Origin of the sequence: Mesorhizobium sp. M0491 (genome assembly GCF_040321265.1) — a bacterium.
GTDB lineage: Bacteria > Pseudomonadota > Alphaproteobacteria > Rhizobiales > Rhizobiaceae > Mesorhizobium.
This window is the reverse complement of record NZ_JAMYRE010000001.1, coordinates 273,592-288,244: the sequence shown is the minus strand read 5'-3', so window position 1 is coordinate 288,244 and position 14,653 is coordinate 273,592. Positions and strand designations below refer to the sequence as shown.

The following is a 14,653-nucleotide window of genomic DNA, read 5'->3' as shown; positions in this document are numbered from 1 at the left end:
GTTCGCTCAACGAGGGCAGAAGGCCTGATGGGCGCCTATATCCTGCGCCGCATCCTTTTGATGATCCCGACGCTGTTCGGCATCATGGCGATATCCTTCGCCGTCATCCAGTTCGCCCCCGGCGGTCCGGTCGAACAGGTCATCGCCCGGCTGACCAATCAGGGCGGCAGCGACCGCCTCGGCGGCGGTGGTGGCGACGCGGGCGCTGGCGGCAATTTCGATGCCGCCGGCGACGTCAGTTCCAAATATCGCGGTGCGCAGGGACTCGATCCGGAATTCATCAAGAAGCTGGAGAAGCAGTTCGGCTTCGACAAGCCGCCGCTCGAGCGCTTCGGCATGATGCTTTGGAATTACGCCCGCTTTGATTTCGGCGACAGCTATTTCCGCGACATTTCGGTGCTCGACCTGATCGTGGAGAAAATGCCGGTGTCGATCTCGATCGGGCTGTGGATCACGCTGTTGTCCTACCTGATCTCGATCCCGCTCGGCATCCGCAAGGCGGTCAAGGACGGCACTCCCTTCGACGTCTGGACCAGCGGCGTCGTCATTGTCGGCTATGCCATTCCGGGCTTCCTGTTCGGCATCATGCTGATGGTGCTGTTTGCCGGCGGGTCTTTCTGGGACTGGTTTCCGTTGCGCGGCCTCACCTCGGACAATTGGGATCAATTGTCCTGGTGGGGAAAGATCGTCGACTATTTCTGGCACATGACCTTGCCGCTGACCGCACTGGTGCTATCGGCCTTCGCCACCACGACGCTGCTGACCAAGAACTCGTTCCTCGAAGAAATCCGCAAGCAGTATGTGGTGACGGCGAGGGCCAAGGGTCTGTCGGAACGGCAGGTGCTCTACGGCCACGTCTTCCGCAACGCCATGCTGATCGTCATCGCCGGCTTTCCCGGCGCCTTCATCTCGGCTTTCTTCACCGGCTCGCTGCTGATCGAGAACATCTTTTCCCTCGATGGCCTCGGCCTGCTCGGCTTCCGGTCGGTGGTCGAGCGCGACTATCCCGTGGTGTTCGCCAACCTCTACATCTTCTCGCTGCTCGGGCTGTTCGTCGGTCTCTTGTCCGACCTGCTCTACACCTGGGTCGATCCGCGCATCGATTTCGAGCGGAGAGACGTCTGATGTCGGAGGCTACAGTCCCCGTGGACGCGGCACCCGCGCGGATAAAGCGGCCGTTTCTGTCGCCGCTCAACAAGCGGCGCCTGCAGAACTTCAGAGCCAACCGGCGCGGCTACTGGTCGCTGTGGATCTTCCTCGTCCTGTTCGTGCTGTCGCTGTTTTCCGAGTTCATCGCCAACGACAAGCCGATCATCGCCTCCTACAAGGGCGAGATCCTGTTTCCGGTGCTGGTCGCCTACCCCGAGGAAAAATTCGGCGGTTTCTATGCCGTCACCGATTATCGCGACCCGGTCATCCAGGACGAGATCAACGCCAATGGCTGGATGATCTGGCCACCGGTGCGCTACTCCTATCAGACCGTCAACAACGCCATTCCGGAAGCAGCGCCGGCCAAGCCGTCGTGGCAGTATGACGCCACGAAGCGCTGCAACCAGTATCCGCAGGGTGCCGCCGACCCGGCCTGCATGGTCGGCAACTGGAATTGGCTCGGCACCGACGACCAGGCGCGCGACGTGCTGGCGCGCGTCATCTACGGTTTCCGCATTTCGGTGCTGTTCGGCCTGATCCTGACCGCCGGCTCGGCCTTGATCGGCGTCGCGGCCGGCGCCGTGCAAGGCTATTTCGGCGGCTGGACGGATCTCTTGTTCCAGCGTTTCATCGAAATCTGGTCCGCCATCCCGGTGCTCTATCTCCTGCTCATCGTCGCCGCCATCCTGCCGCCGGGCTTCTTCATCCTGCTCGGCCTGATGCTGCTGTTCTCCTGGGTGGCGCTGGTCGGCGTGGTGCGGGCCGAGTTCCTGCGCGCCCGCAATTTCGAATATGTCAACGCGGCCCGGGCACTCGGCGTGCCCAACCGCACCATCATGTTCCGGCACCTGCTGCCCAACGCCATGGTGGCGACATTGACCTTCATGCCCTTCCTGCTCTCAGGCTCGATCTCGACGCTGACCTCACTCGACTACCTCGGCTTTGGCCTGCCGCCCGGCTCCGCCTCGCTCGGCGAACTGCTCAAGCAGGCGCAGCGGAACCTCAATGCGCCGTGGCTCGGCATCTCCGGCTTCGTCGTCATCTCGCTGATGCTGTCGCTGCTGGTCTTCGTCGGCGAGGCGACGCGCGATGCCTTCGATCCGCGCAAGACCTTCAGATGAGCGAAGCCCCCTTGCTCAGCGTACAGGACCTCAGCGTCGCCTTCAGCCAGGGCGGTAGCCAGTCGACGGCCGTCGACCACATCTCGTTCGACATCGCCAAGGGCGAGACGGTGGCGCTGGTCGGCGAATCCGGCTCCGGCAAATCGGTCTCGGCGCTTTCGGTGCTGAAGCTGCTGCCCTATCCAAGCGCCAGCCACCCCTCGGGAAAGATCCTGTTCCAGGGCGCCGACCTGCTGGCGATGAGCGAGAAGCAGTTGCGGCAGGTGCGCGGCAACAAGATCACCATGATCTTTCAGGAGCCGATGACCTCGCTCAATCCGCTGCACACGATCGAGCAGCAGATCGTCGAGATCCTGAAGCTGCATCAGGGCATGGCCGACCGCCCGGCCAAGGAACGCACACTGGCCTTGCTCAAGGAGGTCGGCATCCGCGATCCGCACAAGCGCCTCGATGCCTATCCACACCAGTTGTCCGGCGGCCAGCGTCAGCGCGTGATGATCGCCATGGCGCTGGCCAACGAGCCCGAACTTCTGATCGCCGACGAGCCGACGACGGCACTCGACGTCACCGTGCAGGCGCAGATCCTCGAACTGCTGGCCGGCTTGAAGAGCCGCAAGGGCATGTCGATGCTGTTCATCACCCATGATCTCGGCATCGTGCGCAAGATTGCCGACCGCGTCTGCGTGATGACCAAGGGCAAGATCGTCGAGACCGGGCCGACCAAGGAGATCTTCGCCAATCCGCAGCATGCCTATACGCGGCATCTGCTGGCGGCCGAGCCGAAGGGCAAGCCGCCGGCCGCCAATGCCGGTGCCAAGCCTGTCATGACCGGCAAGGACATAAAGGTCTGGTTCCCGATCAAGCAGGGCTTCTTCCGCCGCACTGTCGACAATGTGAAGGCGGTCGACGGCATCGATGTCACCGTGCGCGCCGGCCAGACGCTTGGCGTGGTCGGCGAATCCGGCTCCGGCAAGACGACGCTCGGCCTGGCGCTGGCACGCATGATCTCGTCGACCGGGACCATCCAGTTCAACGGCCGCGATATCAACCAGCTGACCTTCAACGCCATGCGGCCGCTCAGGCGCGAATTGCAGATCGTCTTCCAGGATCCGTTCGGCTCGCTCAGCCCGCGCATGTCGATCGCAGAGATCATCGAAGAAGGCCTCAAGATCCACGAGCCGAAGCTGTCGCCCGACGAGCGCGACGACAAGGTGGCCGCCGTGCTGAAGGAGGTCGGGCTAGACCCTGCGACACGCAACCGCTATCCGCACGAGTTTTCCGGCGGCCAGCGCCAGCGCGTCGCCATCGCACGCGCCATGGTGCTCAACCCGCGCTTCGTCATGCTGGACGAGCCGACATCGGCACTCGACATGAGCGTGCAGGCGCAGGTCGTCGACCTGCTGCGCAGCCTGCAGGCCAAGCACGATCTCGCCTATCTCTTCATCAGCCATGATTTGAAAGTCATCCGCGCGCTCGCCAACGACGTCATCGTCATGCGCAATGGCAGGATCGTCGAAGCTGGTCCTTCCCAGCAGATTTTTGAAAATCCGCAAACCGACTATACTCGGGCGCTGATCTCGGCCGCCTTCAAGATCGAGACGGCACCGGTCGGCATCGTCAGCGAGTGATTTGCGTAGAGAGGGACTAAAAGACCGCAATGGAAAAAGGCCGTATCCTGCTTGCCGTCACCGGCTTTCATCCGCAGCGCTGGCGCGAGCTCCTGTCGGCCGAGCGCGAGGTGGTGCTGGAGCCCGGCGGCGCCAGCGACCCCTCGATCACCTATGCCGTGGTGTGGAAGCAGAAGCCGAACCTGTTGTCGTCGCTGCCCAATCTGCGCGCCATCTTTTCGATCGGCGCCGGCGTCGATCATATCTTCGCCGATCCCGGCCTGCCCGATGTGCCGATCGTCAAGGTCGTCGCCGACAACCTCACCCAGTACATGACCGAATATGTCGTCTGGCGGGTGCTCGACCATCACCGCCAGGGCCTGCTCTACAGGTCTCAGCAGCCGAAGAAGATCTGGCACGAGCCACAGCAAAGGCCGGCCGGTGACATTTCGGTCGGCATCATGGGCCTCGGCAGTCTCGGCCGCGCCGCGGCCTCGGTGCTTTTGTCGCTCGGCTTTGCCGTCAATGGCTGGTCGCGCACCGACAAGGCCATGGAAGGCGTCGCGACCTATTCCGGCGAGGCTGGACTGATCCCCTTCCTCAAGGCGACCGACATCCTGGTGGTGCTTTTGCCACTGACGCCGGAGACCAAGGGCATTATCAACTACGGCGTGCTGAAGGAGCTGCGGAAACGCAACGGCCTCGGCGGCTCGGTGCTGATCAATGCCGGGCGCGGCCGGCTGCAGAAGGACGCCGACATTTTACGGGCACTGGATGACGGCACGCTGAAGGAGGCAAGCCTCGACGTGTTCGAGGTCGAACCGTTGCCGAAGACCAGTCCGCTGTGGGGGCATCCAAAAGTGTTCGTGACGCCGCACGCGGCAGCGACCTCCGACCCGGTGCATCTGGCGCCGATCATGCTGCGCCAGATGGACGCCTTCGAACGCGGTGAAAAGCTCGACAATCTGGTGGACCGCAAGGCGGGATACTAGCCAGGACAGCCTCATCGGGCCAGGTCCCACTCCCGGAAGCATTTCTTGATTGCCCGCAGTGACGACAACTGGACCTTTGGCAGATCGAGTTGTTCGAACATTGCCCGGTACCGGTTGCGATTTTTCGGTGTGGCCACGGTGATATGGTGGATCATATCCCATTTGATGCTGTCGTGCCCGCCCTCCAAGGCACCGCGCCGTTCAATCTCAAACAGCGTTCGCCTGATATAGCGCAGCAGGCTTGTCGGCGTCGATATATCCAACAAGATCAATCCCGTCGCTCGCAGAAAGCGTTGGGGCATGCAAACCGAATAATTTCCATCCATCACCCAACGCTCGCCGGCGATAGCGGCGTCATGCAAGGCAATGAATTCGTCCCTTGGGCGCGCTTCCCAATCCGTGTTCGGGAGATGGAAGAGTTGATCTAGATGGATAGTCGCCAGATCACGTTTGCGGGCAATCGCGTTGGCGAGGGTCGACTTGCCACTGTTGGACGGCCCCAAGATACATATCCGGTCTCCGAGCTCCGAGAGATGCATCCGATCGTGCCCTGGTTTGTTGCCTGCGATTCTCAACCCGTGGCGGCCTCGGATCTTTAGCCAGGCAGGGCGAGTTTCTTCTGCTTGTCCGGCTGGCCGCATTCGCGGCGATCGATCGACCGGTTCATGGCATCGATCTCGCCGCTCGCCTTGTCGGTATCGCGTTTGGCCTTGGAGCGCATGTCAGGCGTGAACGGGCCGAAGCCCATCGCCGGGTTGGAGAAGGTCGGCTTGGCCCTCGTCGGAAGGTTGTATTGCTGCGCCAAGCCGTTGCGCTGCGCCAGCAACTGGTCGCAGGGCACGTTGTCATATTGCAGGGAGGACTGGACGTTCGCATCCTGCTGTTCCGACATCGAAGTGCCGCCGACGCAGCCGGCGGTCAGCAGGCAAGAGGCCAAGATCATCATGTTCCAGCGCATCGACTATGCTCCTCCTGATATCCCACCCTGATGCGAGCAGATCGCAAATATTAGTCGCGCATGCAAATCGGACTTTTTCACAGCAAGAATGTTTGCGAGGCGGCGACGGACCCCTCCGCCGGCAGCTTGCCTGCCACAACGGCAGGGCTGCGAGGTCGGGGCAACGGGTTCCTTCGGAGCCTTGGCCGGCGCGTGGCTGACGGAGCATCAACGAAAAACCCGCCTGTGCGGCGGGTGACTGGCACAAATCAGCACCATGGGCCAAAATGTACCATAGCTGAGGGCATGGTGTCAAGAAAAAATTCCTATCGCGCTGCCCGGCAAAAACGGCGGACACCGCCGAACTGGCTGTCGTCAGGTCTTTGCTAGGCTGAGTTCGGAGCCCCGGCCACAACGACCAGCCCGTTGACGTGTTCCCCGCGATCCTGCCGGATCACGGTTGGTTCCAGTGACAAGACCGAAAGCCCGTTGGCGGCCAGGACATCGCGCACATAGTGTTGCGCATGCGCGTAGCGGCGCGACGGCAGCAGCATGAAATCGCCGTCGCCAGCCAGCGTCTCCACGGAAAATGCGAACAGGCCATCCGTGGCCAGCAGCCCGGCAATCGTCTTCACCACGCCGTCCAGCGCGCCGACATAGATGAAAACATCGGCCACCGTCACCAGATCGGCTTTCGGCCCGGCATAGGGAAAATCCCGCAGATCGGCCTTATCAAGGAAATCGTAGACGCCCTTGGCCCGCGCCTTCCTCAGCATCCTGGCCGAAATATCATACCCCTCCAGCCGGTCGGCGATCGGCCGCAGCCTCTGTCCCGTCAGGCCGGTGCCGCAGCCAAGATCGAGCGCCAGCGCGAAGCGGCCTGGCCTTGCCGCTCGAATGGCCTGGTCGAGCATCTCAGGCAGCCGGTACCCCAGCCTGCCGACCAGGGACTCGTCGAAGCTCTCGGCATAATGGTCGAACAGTGTCTCGACGAAGGCGCTGGGGAGCGCGTCGAGCGCCGGCGCCTTGCCGATCAATTGCAGGTTCAATGCAGCGCCTTGACGATCCGATGGATCGAGTTGCAGCGACATCGTCCAGGCCTGGGCAGCCAGATCCGGCGCGCCCGCCGCCTGCTGCATTTCGCCGAGGCGAAACCAGCCCATCGCCCATTGCGGTGTCATTTCCAGCGCGCCGAGCAGCAATTCCGCCGCTGCTGCGTGATCGCCATCCGCGTGCAGCACCTCGGCATAATCGGCACGACGATCGGCGTTCAAGTCGCCGGACGAGGCCTGAAGCGGTTTCATGGCGATGGGTCCTGCCGGCGGATCGAGCCGGCGGTGCTCTATGCGGGAGTCAGCAGTGAGTTACAACAGGCTTCCCGCCGCGGAATTATATCCTATCTTGGGAATCATGCGCGCCAGCGACCTGCTTCATCCCCGGCCCGAGGGCCTCTATTGCCCGCCGGGCGATTTCTTCATCGACCCGGTGCGGCCGGTCAACCGGGCACTGATCACGCATGGCCATTCCGATCACGCACGTTCCGGCCACCGCTCGGTGCTGGCGACGCGGCAGACGCTCGACATTATGGGCCTGCGCTACGGCGAGAATTTCGCTGGCACGACGCAAGCGGTACAGCTCGGCGAGACGATTGCACTCAATGGCATCAGCGTCAGCTTCCATCCAGCCGGCCATGTGCTGGGCTCGGCGCAGATAGCGGTCGAGCATCAGGGCACGCGCATCGTCGCTTCCGGCGACTACAAGCGGCAGAGAGACGCGACCTGCGCGCCATTCGAGCCGATCCAGTGCGATGTGTTCATCACCGAAGCGACCTTCGGCCTGCCGGTGTTTCGCCATCCTCCCGACACAGAAGAAATCGCCCGCCTGCAGAAATCGGCAGCGCAGTTCCCCGAGCGCTCGCATCTGGTCGGCGCCTATGCGCTGGGCAAGGCGCAAAGGGTGATGCGGCTGTTGCGCGACGCCGGCTACGACAGGCCGCTCTACATCCATGGCGCGCTGGCCAAGCTCAGTGAATATTACCAGAGCCAAGGCATAGACCTTGGGCAACTGGAGCCGGCAACCGTCGAAAGCGGGGGCAAGGATGATTTTACCGGCGCCATCGTCGTCGGCCCGCCATCGGCCTTCGCCGACCGCTGGGCGCGGCGCTTTCCCGATCCGATCTCGTGCTTCGCGTCAGGCTGGATGCGCATTCGCCAGCGCGCCAAGCAAGGCGGCGTCGAACTGCCGCTGATCATCTCGGACCATGCCGACTGGGATGAGTTGACCGCCACCATCAAGGAGACCGGAGCCGAGGAGATCTGGGTGACGCATGGCCGCGAGGAAGCGCTGGTGCGCTGGTGCGAACTCGAAGGCATCGCCGCCCGGCCGCTGCATCTGGTGGGATACGAGGACGAGGGCGATTGATGCTAGTTGCTGATCCACCAATCACCGGCGCCGCGATCCTTCACACCCCCCTCTGGCCTGCCGGCCATCTCCCCCGCAAGGGGGGAGATCAGATGTCACCGCCGCTTTCGCTAATCACCAACCGCGCAAGGAGAGTGCTGGCATCGAAGCTGCCAATCTCCCCCCTTGCGGGGGAGATGTCCGGCAGGACAGAGGGGGGTGTGCCGAAGTGCCAAGCCCATCCAGTAGTGTCACCATGAACCGCTTCGCCGAACTACTCGACCGCCTGGTGCTGACGCCGTCGCGCAACGGCAAGCTGACCTTGCTGACCGACTATTTCCGCACGGTAGAGGATCCCGACCGCGGGCTGGCGCTGGCTGCCATCACCGGCGATCTCCACATTGCCGCGGTCAAGCCGGCGATGCTGCGCATGCTGGTCACCGAACGCATGGATCCGGTGCTGTTCGGCTATTCCTACGACTATGTCGGCGATCTCGCCGAAACGGTGTCGCTGGTCTGGCCGCAAACGCCCGGAAACATCGCGAACCGCGAGCCGACGCTTGGCGAAGTCGTGGCCAGACTGCAGGCGGCAAGCCGCTCCGACGGGCCGAAGGTACTGGCCGGGCTGCTCGACAGCGCCGGCACCTCGGCGCGCTTTGCCATCATCAAATTGGTCACCGGCGGGCTGCGCATCGGCGTATCGGCGCGGCTGGCCAAACAGGCGCTGGCCGATTTCGGCAAGGTCGAAGTGGCCGAGATCGAGGAGCTCTGGCACGGGCTGTCACCGCCTTACACAGCGCTGTTCGCGTGGCTGGAGGGCAAGGCCGAAAAGCCCAGGAACACGGCGTTGGCATTGTTTCGCCCGGTAATGCTGTCGAACCCGCTCAGTGAAGGCGATCTCGAAAAGCTCGATCCGGCGGATTATGCCGCAGAATGGAAATGGGACGGCATCCGTGTCCAGGCGGTGGCCGAGGGCGGCATCCGCCGGCTCTATTCGCGCACCGGCGATGACGTTTCGGGTGCCTTTCCGGACCTCGCCGATGCCATGCATTTTTCCGCAACGCTGGACGGCGAACTGCTTGTCGGCGATCCCCGGCAGGCGACGGGAACGTTCTCGGATCTGCAGCAGCGGCTGAACCGCAAGACGGTGACACCGAAGATGCAGCAGCAATACCCGGCCTTCATGCGCTGCTACGATCTGCTCCAGGTCGGCGGCGAGGATCTGCGCGCGCTGTCGTTTCGCGAGCGGCGCGGCCGGCTGGAAGCGTTTGTCGGAACGCTCGACCCGAGCCGTTTCGATATTTCGCCATTCGTCGACTTCACGGATTGGCAAACGCTGGAGGAACTGCGCCGGGTGCCGCCGCATCCGATCATCGAAGGCGTCATGCTGAAGCGCTGGGACTCAGCCTATGTCGCCGGCCGGCCGAAAGGTCCATGGTTCAAATGGAAACGCGATCCGCACACGGTGGACGCCGTGCTGATGTATGCCCAGCGCGGCCACGGCAAACGCTCGAGCTTCTATTCCGACTATACGTTCGGTGTCTGGACAGGTGCCGAAGGCGAGGAGGAACTGGTGCCGGTCGGCAAGGCCTATTTCGGCTTCACCGATGCGGAGCTGAAGCAGATCGACAAATATGTCCGCGACAACACGATCGAGCGTTTCGGGCCGGTGCGTTCGGTGCGGGCCGACCGCGACAACGGCCTGGTGCTGGAAGTCGCCTTCGAAGGGCTGAACCGCTCGACCCGGCACAAATCCGGCGTCGCCATGCGCTTTCCCCGCATTTCGCGGCTGCGCTGGGACAAGCCGGCCAACGAGGCCGACCGCATCGAGACGCTGCAGGCGCTGCTCGACCGCTAGCCGTTCAGCGCTCTTACGGCTCGATCGAAACGCGGATTTCGTAGATGTCCGCGGCCTTACCCTGCTTGTCGAAGTCGGAATTGATGGCAATGGTGCCGGCCGAGCCCGGATGCTTGTCCGGAAACTGCACATCGAACAGATATTCGTTCTGCTGCTGGCCGACCGCATAGCGCTTGCGGCCGCAGTCGCCGAGTTCGCCGAAATTGCAGTCGACCGAAATCTGCGTCTCCTTGCCTTCTTCGGAGCGGGCAATGATGTCGAACACGGCATGTTTGCCGGCGAGCTTCTCCAGCACGCCTTGTCCGACGTCGAAACTGATCGCCGAACCGGACGCGCCGGAACGGATGCGCAGGAACGAACCGGTATCGTCCTTCATCACCTCGGCCCTGGCGTCAGACGGCGCGCTGACATGGGATGCATCGGCCGGCGAAAACACATTGATCCAGTCGCGCGCCTGGTCCGCGGCGCCGGGTTTTGCCGGACCGCCGTCGGCCGGTGTGAAATCGTCGTCCTCGACGGTCGGCGGCGCCTGCGGCGGGGCGGTGTCGAGTTGCGCGGATGTCTTGAACACGCCGGTCTGCACGGCGAAGAACAGGCCGATGCCAACCGCGGCGAGCAGTGTCACGGTCAGGAAGATGGCGGTCAGCGGCAGGCGACGCCCCCTTATGCGCCGTTCATCGCGGTCAGGCGCCACTTCCGTGGTCGCGCCGGCCGAGGCCGGAACCGACATGTCGATGGCCGGAGCACCGGGAAGCGTGGCGTCCGGCATGATGTCGGGAACGACGGGCAGAACGCGCGAGCGCGGCGCATCGGCAGCGGATTGCACGGGTCCGTCGACGACGACGTCGGGGGACGATGCCTGTCGGCCGGTTTCGACCGCGGGCGCCGGGTCCGCTCCGAGTTCGACCGCCGGTGCATCGCCCTGCTGGCCGACATCCGGCACCGCCGGCAGGAACTCGGATTCGATTTCGGTGATTTTCGCCTGGACTGCCTTGCGGCGCTTGATGGCGATCTCGACGGTCACACCGGGATTGGCCTGGAGCGCGCGATCGAGCGCGGCAAAAGCCGAGCGATAGACTCTCTCGCGGAACGCGCGGTCCTCGGCATTGCCTTTCTCCAAGGCGTTCCGGATCGCTTTTTCGATTGCGTCCAAGCAGGTCCCTCTGTCTTTGCCAACCTTGCCGTGATCGTTAGCCGCAGGCGACCAATCAATCAACGGGCGAGCGGCGTATTCTGCCTTGCAGAGGTGTGCAAAGTCCATTCCGGCGCTGTTCCGGCAACAAAATCAGCATGTTTCGCCGATTTTCGCGCACAGGGAGCGCACGCACCGTGCGCCGCATTCCCTTGGCGATTGACTGGCGGACAAGACGGCGGCCGGCTTTCGAGGGTGCCATGACGCCGACGCAGGAATTGCCAAGTCGCATCTTGAATTCGCGCCCGGTTGCGTCTATCACCGCCGCATCTTGGAGGCCTTGGCTTCCTGGGCCGCTTTAGCTCAGTTGGTAGAGCACCGCATTCGTAATGCGGGGGTCAGGTGTTCGAGTCACCTAAGCGGCACCATTCCTCCTCCGTTTTGTCGTCTGCCCCTTCGCAGTTGGTGCAAAGGATTGCGACGCCGGCCTGGCAGATCTGCCATTGTCGAGACCCCGGTTTGGTGTGAGACTCATGGCCTCAGCATGGGAGGTCAAAAAATGCCCAACAATTTCAAGACCGGAGACGTCGTCAGGCTGAAATCCGGAGGCCCCAGGATGACGATCAGCGATGGCGCAGCCTCGGGCATGTATCTGTGCCACTGGTTCAATCGCGAGGGCGAGGTGTGGACCCCGCAACATGCCGGGTTCAAGCCCGAACAACTGATTGCGGCCGACCAGTCGGACTAGAGTTTCTTCCATCCCGATCAGGTCGGGATGGGCACCCTCTGTTGTCCGGGCATGAACGGATCAGCACGCGCGACCGACGGATTTTCCGGGTCGCGGCGTTTAACGGTTGAAGCGCGATTGCGGCACAAGCCGTCTGCGTCGCGCCAAGCTGGAGACGCACAACATGATCAGTCGTTCGATATCAGTCGTTGCCTTGAGTTTGCAGACCGTTGCGGCTTTCGCCCAGGCAGCGACGCCGCCTGCACCGCCAACGGCCGCGCCACTTGCCGCGCCAGGCGCTTCGGGGACCAGGTCCGACATCACGCTGGCCAAATTCCAGAAGCGGCGCGAGAAGGCGATCATGGCGGCCGATACCGACGCCGACGGCAAGATCAGCCTGCTGGAATGGGAGGCCTTTCAGACGAAGCGCAACGCCAAGGGCGACGCCGCCAAATCCTTCGCGCGGATCGATTCCAACCATGACGACTTCATCGATCGCGCCGAACTCGATGCATTCTTCGCCAAGCGCTTCGCCCGGCTGGACAAGAATGCCGACGGCATTTTAACGGCCGACGAACTGCCGGGCCACAAAACCGCTCCCAAGCAAGAACAATGACCAAGAGGCAATGACGCGCGATGAACATCGGGAGTGCGCCGACTGATGGCTGCGGATCCGGACGAGGAGCTGGTTCGCCGTGTTGGCGCCGGCGAGCCCGCAGCCGTGCAAACGCTCGTCGCGCGCAAGCTGCCGCGTATCCTGGCGCTTGCCGTGCGCATGCTCGGCGATGCGGCGGAGGCCGAGGATGTCGCGCAGGAAACCTTCGTGCGGATCTGGCGCCATGCCGCGAGCTGGCGGCGCGGCAATGCGCGCTTCGACAGCTGGATCCACCGGGTGACGCTCAACCTTTGCTACGACCGGCTGCGTCGCAGGCGCGAGTGGGTGACCAGCGACCTGCCGGAGATGGTGGACCCCGCAGCACTTCCCGACGCCCATCACCAAGAGGACGCGCTTCGGGTCGAACGGGCACTGCAAGCCATAGCGCCGCGCCAGCGCGAAGCGATCGTTCTGGTCTACTATCAGGAGATGTCCAATATCGAGGCGGCAGCGACCTTGCAGGTCAGCGTCGATGCCCTGGAGAGCCTGCTTGCGCGCGGCCGGCGGTCGCTGCAGGCGATCCTGACGGGGGATGGCGCCGATGAGTAAGTACCGGGCAAGCACCAACGCACTACGGCCATTGCGCCTTGCTGGTGCCGCCTGGCGCTCGGCGCCGACCGGCAAGGAGGAGACACATGGCTGAAGGGTCCAGAAACGAACCCGCAATGGATGCCAGCCGCTTCGCCGCCTTGGCCCAGGCCTATGGCGGCGACTTGCGGCGATGGCCCGAGGCTGAGCGAATGGCCGGCACGGTCTTTGCCGCGAGCGGCGCGGGCAAGGCCATCTTGAGGCAGGCCGGGGCACTTGACGCGCTGCTCGACAGCTACCGCGTCGACGCCACGGACAAGGCGCTGCACAGCAGCATTCTGCAGGCTGCCGGCCGGCACCTCGTCCAGCGCCGGCGTCAGTGGTTCTGGTGGCTGGGACTTGGACTTGCCGGTATTGGTCTGGCCGGTGCCGTGGCAGGACTGGCCCTGGTGACCATCGTCACGCCGGAGGTCCAGCCGGACCATTATGTGCTGGATGCCAATGTGACGGCGTTTGGCGATGCCGGCCCCGATGCCGAGAACGGTGAGGAAAACCTATGAGCCCGCGCTGGATCCGTGGCCTGGTCATTGCTTCCGTGGTGCTGAACGTCTTTCTTGCAGGCGCATTTGCCGGCGGTGCGGTCTGGCTGAGAAATGCCAAAGCGGGCGCGGGTGTCTCGCTGGAATCGGCTGGCCGACAGCTTCCCAACCAGGACCGCAAGGCGTTCCGCCTGGCGCTGCGCCAGGTTCGCGTGGAGTCCCGGCAGATCATTCTAGATGGCCAGCAGGCGAGGCAGGAGGCAGCGGACCTGTTGCAGCAGCCTGTCATGGACAAGGCCGCCTTGTCCGCCGCGCTGGAGCGGGCACGCAATGCCGATGTGACGGTCCGCAGCCGGCTTGAACAGGCCATTGTCGACTTCGCGGCGAACACGTCACACGAAAACCGGAGCGTGCTGGCACAGGCATTGCTGCGCCATATGGAACGCCGCGCCGCCGTTGCGCCGAAAAAATCGCCATGACGACCGACGGAAAAGGCCGGAGACGCCGTTTAACGATGCGAAGGGACAAGCCTGCCCGATCGCACCATGCAGGGCGGCCATCTTCAAACTCGAAAGCACTCGGAGTCCAATTATGAGTCGCCTGAAAAACTACGCAGCAGCCGCTATGCTGGCCCTCAGCGGAACGGTCGTGACAGCCACCGCGTCCAGCGCAATGCCTATCGTGTCCGTTGCCCAGCCGGCCGCCCAGGCATCGGTCGAGCATGTCCGCTGGGGCTGCGGCATCGGCTGGCATCCGAACAGATGGGGACGTTGCGTGCCGAACGGCGTCGTCATCGTGCGCCCGCGCTACCACTACTGGCACGCTCCGGTCCACGTCTGGCATCCGCACCATCGCTGGCATCGCTGGCACCACTACTGATCGAAGCACGGTAGGGCCAGGCGCTTGTGAAACCTGGTCCCGCCGTTGCGGACAGCGCGATCCCCAGAATTAAGGTTAAATTCACTATAGATTTGTTCTCAGCCCGCAAATAATCGAAGAGTTTCCCGA

The 14,653-nt window shown here is 63.4% G+C and carries 16 protein-coding genes and 1 tRNA gene; 13 read left to right on the top strand and 4 right to left on the bottom strand.

All coding sequences use genetic code 11. The annotated features are described in order from the left end of the window. The first annotated feature begins 27 nt into the window (after positions 1-27). The 4 genes from NKI69_RS01295 to NKI69_RS01280 are packed head-to-tail and all read left to right on the top strand — an operon-like array spanning position 28 to position 4,869. Positions 28-1,125 carry a microcin C ABC transporter permease YejB gene (locus NKI69_RS01295; protein WP_352719666.1) on the top strand — a complete coding sequence of 366 codons (1,098 nt, stop codon included), beginning with the start codon at positions 28-30 and terminating at the stop codon, positions 1,123-1,125. Then, the gene (locus NKI69_RS01290; protein ID WP_023811446.1) at positions 1,125-2,270 is read left to right on the top strand and encodes an ABC transporter permease; all 1,146 of its coding nucleotides are present in this window, start codon (positions 1,125-1,127) and stop codon (positions 2,268-2,270) included. The genes NKI69_RS01295 and NKI69_RS01290 overlap by 1 nt, the downstream gene beginning before the upstream one ends. Next, positions 2,267-3,898 (top strand): ABC transporter ATP-binding protein, encoded by a 1,632-nt coding sequence (locus NKI69_RS01285; RefSeq protein WP_352556144.1) that lies wholly within the window; start codon positions 2,267-2,269, stop codon positions 3,896-3,898. The genes NKI69_RS01290 and NKI69_RS01285 overlap by 4 nt, the downstream gene beginning before the upstream one ends. Positions 3,899-3,927: 29 nt before the next feature. Then, the gene (locus NKI69_RS01280) at positions 3,928-4,869 is read left to right on the top strand and encodes a 2-hydroxyacid dehydrogenase (protein WP_352556146.1); all 942 of its coding nucleotides are present in this window, start codon (positions 3,928-3,930) and stop codon (positions 4,867-4,869) included. Positions 4,870-4,880: 11 nt separating this feature from the next. Here NKI69_RS01280 and NKI69_RS01275 read toward each other — a convergent pair whose 3' ends face one another. The 3 genes from NKI69_RS01275 to NKI69_RS01265 form a co-directional block, all read right to left on the bottom strand. Beyond that, complete coding sequence (locus NKI69_RS01275; RefSeq protein WP_352610773.1) at positions 4,881-5,408, bottom strand: P-loop NTPase family protein; 528 nt, start codon at positions 5,406-5,408, stop codon at positions 4,881-4,883. A 56-nt stretch (positions 5,409-5,464) separates the two neighbouring features. Then, positions 5,465-5,827, bottom strand: coding sequence for a hypothetical protein (locus tag NKI69_RS01270; RefSeq protein WP_352556147.1), 363 nt, complete (start codon positions 5,825-5,827; stop codon positions 5,465-5,467). Positions 5,828-6,192: 365 nt separating this feature from the next. Further along, the gene (locus NKI69_RS01265) at positions 6,193-7,110 is read right to left on the bottom strand and encodes a class I SAM-dependent DNA methyltransferase (protein WP_352719663.1); all 918 of its coding nucleotides are present in this window, start codon (positions 7,108-7,110) and stop codon (positions 6,193-6,195) included. Between the two features lie 106 nt (positions 7,111-7,216). Between NKI69_RS01265 and NKI69_RS01260 the strand changes: the two genes are divergently transcribed. Both NKI69_RS01260 and NKI69_RS01255 read left to right on the top strand, forming a co-directional pair. Further along, positions 7,217-8,227, top strand: coding sequence for a ligase-associated DNA damage response exonuclease (locus NKI69_RS01260; protein WP_352719661.1), 1,011 nt, complete (start codon positions 7,217-7,219; stop codon positions 8,225-8,227). A gap of 235 nt (positions 8,228-8,462) precedes the next feature. Next, on the top strand, positions 8,463-10,064 hold the full coding sequence (locus tag NKI69_RS01255) for a cisplatin damage response ATP-dependent DNA ligase (protein WP_352719659.1): 1,602 nt from the start codon (positions 8,463-8,465) through the stop codon (positions 10,062-10,064). 13 nt (positions 10,065-10,077) lie between these two features. Here the strand turns inward: NKI69_RS01255 and NKI69_RS01250 are convergent, their stop codons facing one another. Then, entirely contained in the window at positions 10,078-11,217 is a 1,140-nt protein-coding gene (locus NKI69_RS01250; protein WP_352719657.1) for a hypothetical protein, read from the bottom strand. Positions 11,218-11,548: 331 nt separating this feature from the next. Between NKI69_RS01250 and NKI69_RS01245 the strand changes: the two genes are divergently transcribed. The 7 genes from NKI69_RS01245 to NKI69_RS01215 all read left to right on the top strand — a co-directional run bounded on the left by NKI69_RS01245 (position 11,549) and on the right by NKI69_RS01215 (position 14,524). After that, a tRNA-Thr gene (locus NKI69_RS01245) sits at positions 11,549-11,624 on the top strand. Positions 11,625-11,755: 131 nt separating this feature from the next. Continuing rightward, positions 11,756-11,944: a YodC family protein gene (locus NKI69_RS01240; RefSeq protein ID WP_023811455.1), complete on the top strand. Its 189-nt coding sequence runs from the start codon at positions 11,756-11,758 to the stop codon at positions 11,942-11,944. 163 nt (positions 11,945-12,107) lie between these two features. Next, a complete protein-coding gene (locus NKI69_RS01235; protein WP_352719655.1) occupies positions 12,108-12,539 on the top strand; it encodes an EF-hand domain-containing protein in 432 nt (143 codons plus the stop codon). A 45-nt stretch (positions 12,540-12,584) separates the two neighbouring features. Then, positions 12,585-13,127, top strand: a complete 543-nt coding sequence (locus NKI69_RS01230) for an RNA polymerase sigma factor (protein WP_352719653.1) — start codon at positions 12,585-12,587, stop codon at positions 13,125-13,127. A gap of 86 nt (positions 13,128-13,213) precedes the next feature. Further along, positions 13,214-13,666: a hypothetical protein gene (locus NKI69_RS01225; RefSeq protein WP_352719650.1), complete on the top strand. Its 453-nt coding sequence runs from the start codon at positions 13,214-13,216 to the stop codon at positions 13,664-13,666. A gap of 35 nt (positions 13,667-13,701) precedes the next feature. Further along, complete coding sequence (locus tag NKI69_RS01220; protein WP_245273219.1) at positions 13,702-14,124, top strand: periplasmic heavy metal sensor; 423 nt, start codon at positions 13,702-13,704, stop codon at positions 14,122-14,124. A gap of 112 nt (positions 14,125-14,236) precedes the next feature. Continuing rightward, positions 14,237-14,524, top strand: a complete 288-nt coding sequence (locus NKI69_RS01215) for a GCG_CRPN prefix-to-repeats domain-containing protein (protein ID WP_352719648.1) — start codon at positions 14,237-14,239, stop codon at positions 14,522-14,524. Positions 14,525-14,653: the final 129 nt, after the last annotated feature.

Coding starts and splice junctions, on each gene's coding strand:
- NKI69_RS01295 (WP_352719666.1), top strand. CDS start 28: ATGGGCGCCTATATCCTGCGCCGCATCCTTTTGATGATCCCGACGCTG.
- NKI69_RS01290 (WP_023811446.1), top strand. CDS start 1,125: ATGTCGGAGGCTACAGTCCCCGTGGACGCGGCACCCGCGCGGATAAAG.
- NKI69_RS01285 (WP_352556144.1), top strand. CDS start 2,267: ATGAGCGAAGCCCCCTTGCTCAGCGTACAGGACCTCAGCGTCGCCTTC.
- NKI69_RS01280 (WP_352556146.1), top strand. CDS start 3,928: ATGGAAAAAGGCCGTATCCTGCTTGCCGTCACCGGCTTTCATCCGCAG.
- NKI69_RS01275 (WP_352610773.1), bottom strand. CDS start 5,408: ATGCATCTCTCGGAGCTCGGAGACCGGATATGTATCTTGGGGCCGTCC.
- NKI69_RS01270 (WP_352556147.1), bottom strand. CDS start 5,827: ATGCGCTGGAACATGATGATCTTGGCCTCTTGCCTGCTGACCGCCGGC.
- NKI69_RS01265 (WP_352719663.1), bottom strand. CDS start 7,110: ATGAAACCGCTTCAGGCCTCGTCCGGCGACTTGAACGCCGATCGTCGT.
- NKI69_RS01260 (WP_352719661.1), top strand. CDS start 7,217: ATGCGCGCCAGCGACCTGCTTCATCCCCGGCCCGAGGGCCTCTATTGC.
- NKI69_RS01255 (WP_352719659.1), top strand. CDS start 8,463: ATGAACCGCTTCGCCGAACTACTCGACCGCCTGGTGCTGACGCCGTCG.
- NKI69_RS01240 (WP_023811455.1), top strand. CDS start 11,756: ATGCCCAACAATTTCAAGACCGGAGACGTCGTCAGGCTGAAATCCGGA.
- NKI69_RS01235 (WP_352719655.1), top strand. CDS start 12,108: ATGATCAGTCGTTCGATATCAGTCGTTGCCTTGAGTTTGCAGACCGTT.
- NKI69_RS01230 (WP_352719653.1), top strand. CDS start 12,585: ATGGCTGCGGATCCGGACGAGGAGCTGGTTCGCCGTGTTGGCGCCGGC.
- NKI69_RS01225 (WP_352719650.1), top strand. CDS start 13,214: ATGGCTGAAGGGTCCAGAAACGAACCCGCAATGGATGCCAGCCGCTTC.
- NKI69_RS01215 (WP_352719648.1), top strand. CDS start 14,237: ATGAGTCGCCTGAAAAACTACGCAGCAGCCGCTATGCTGGCCCTCAGC.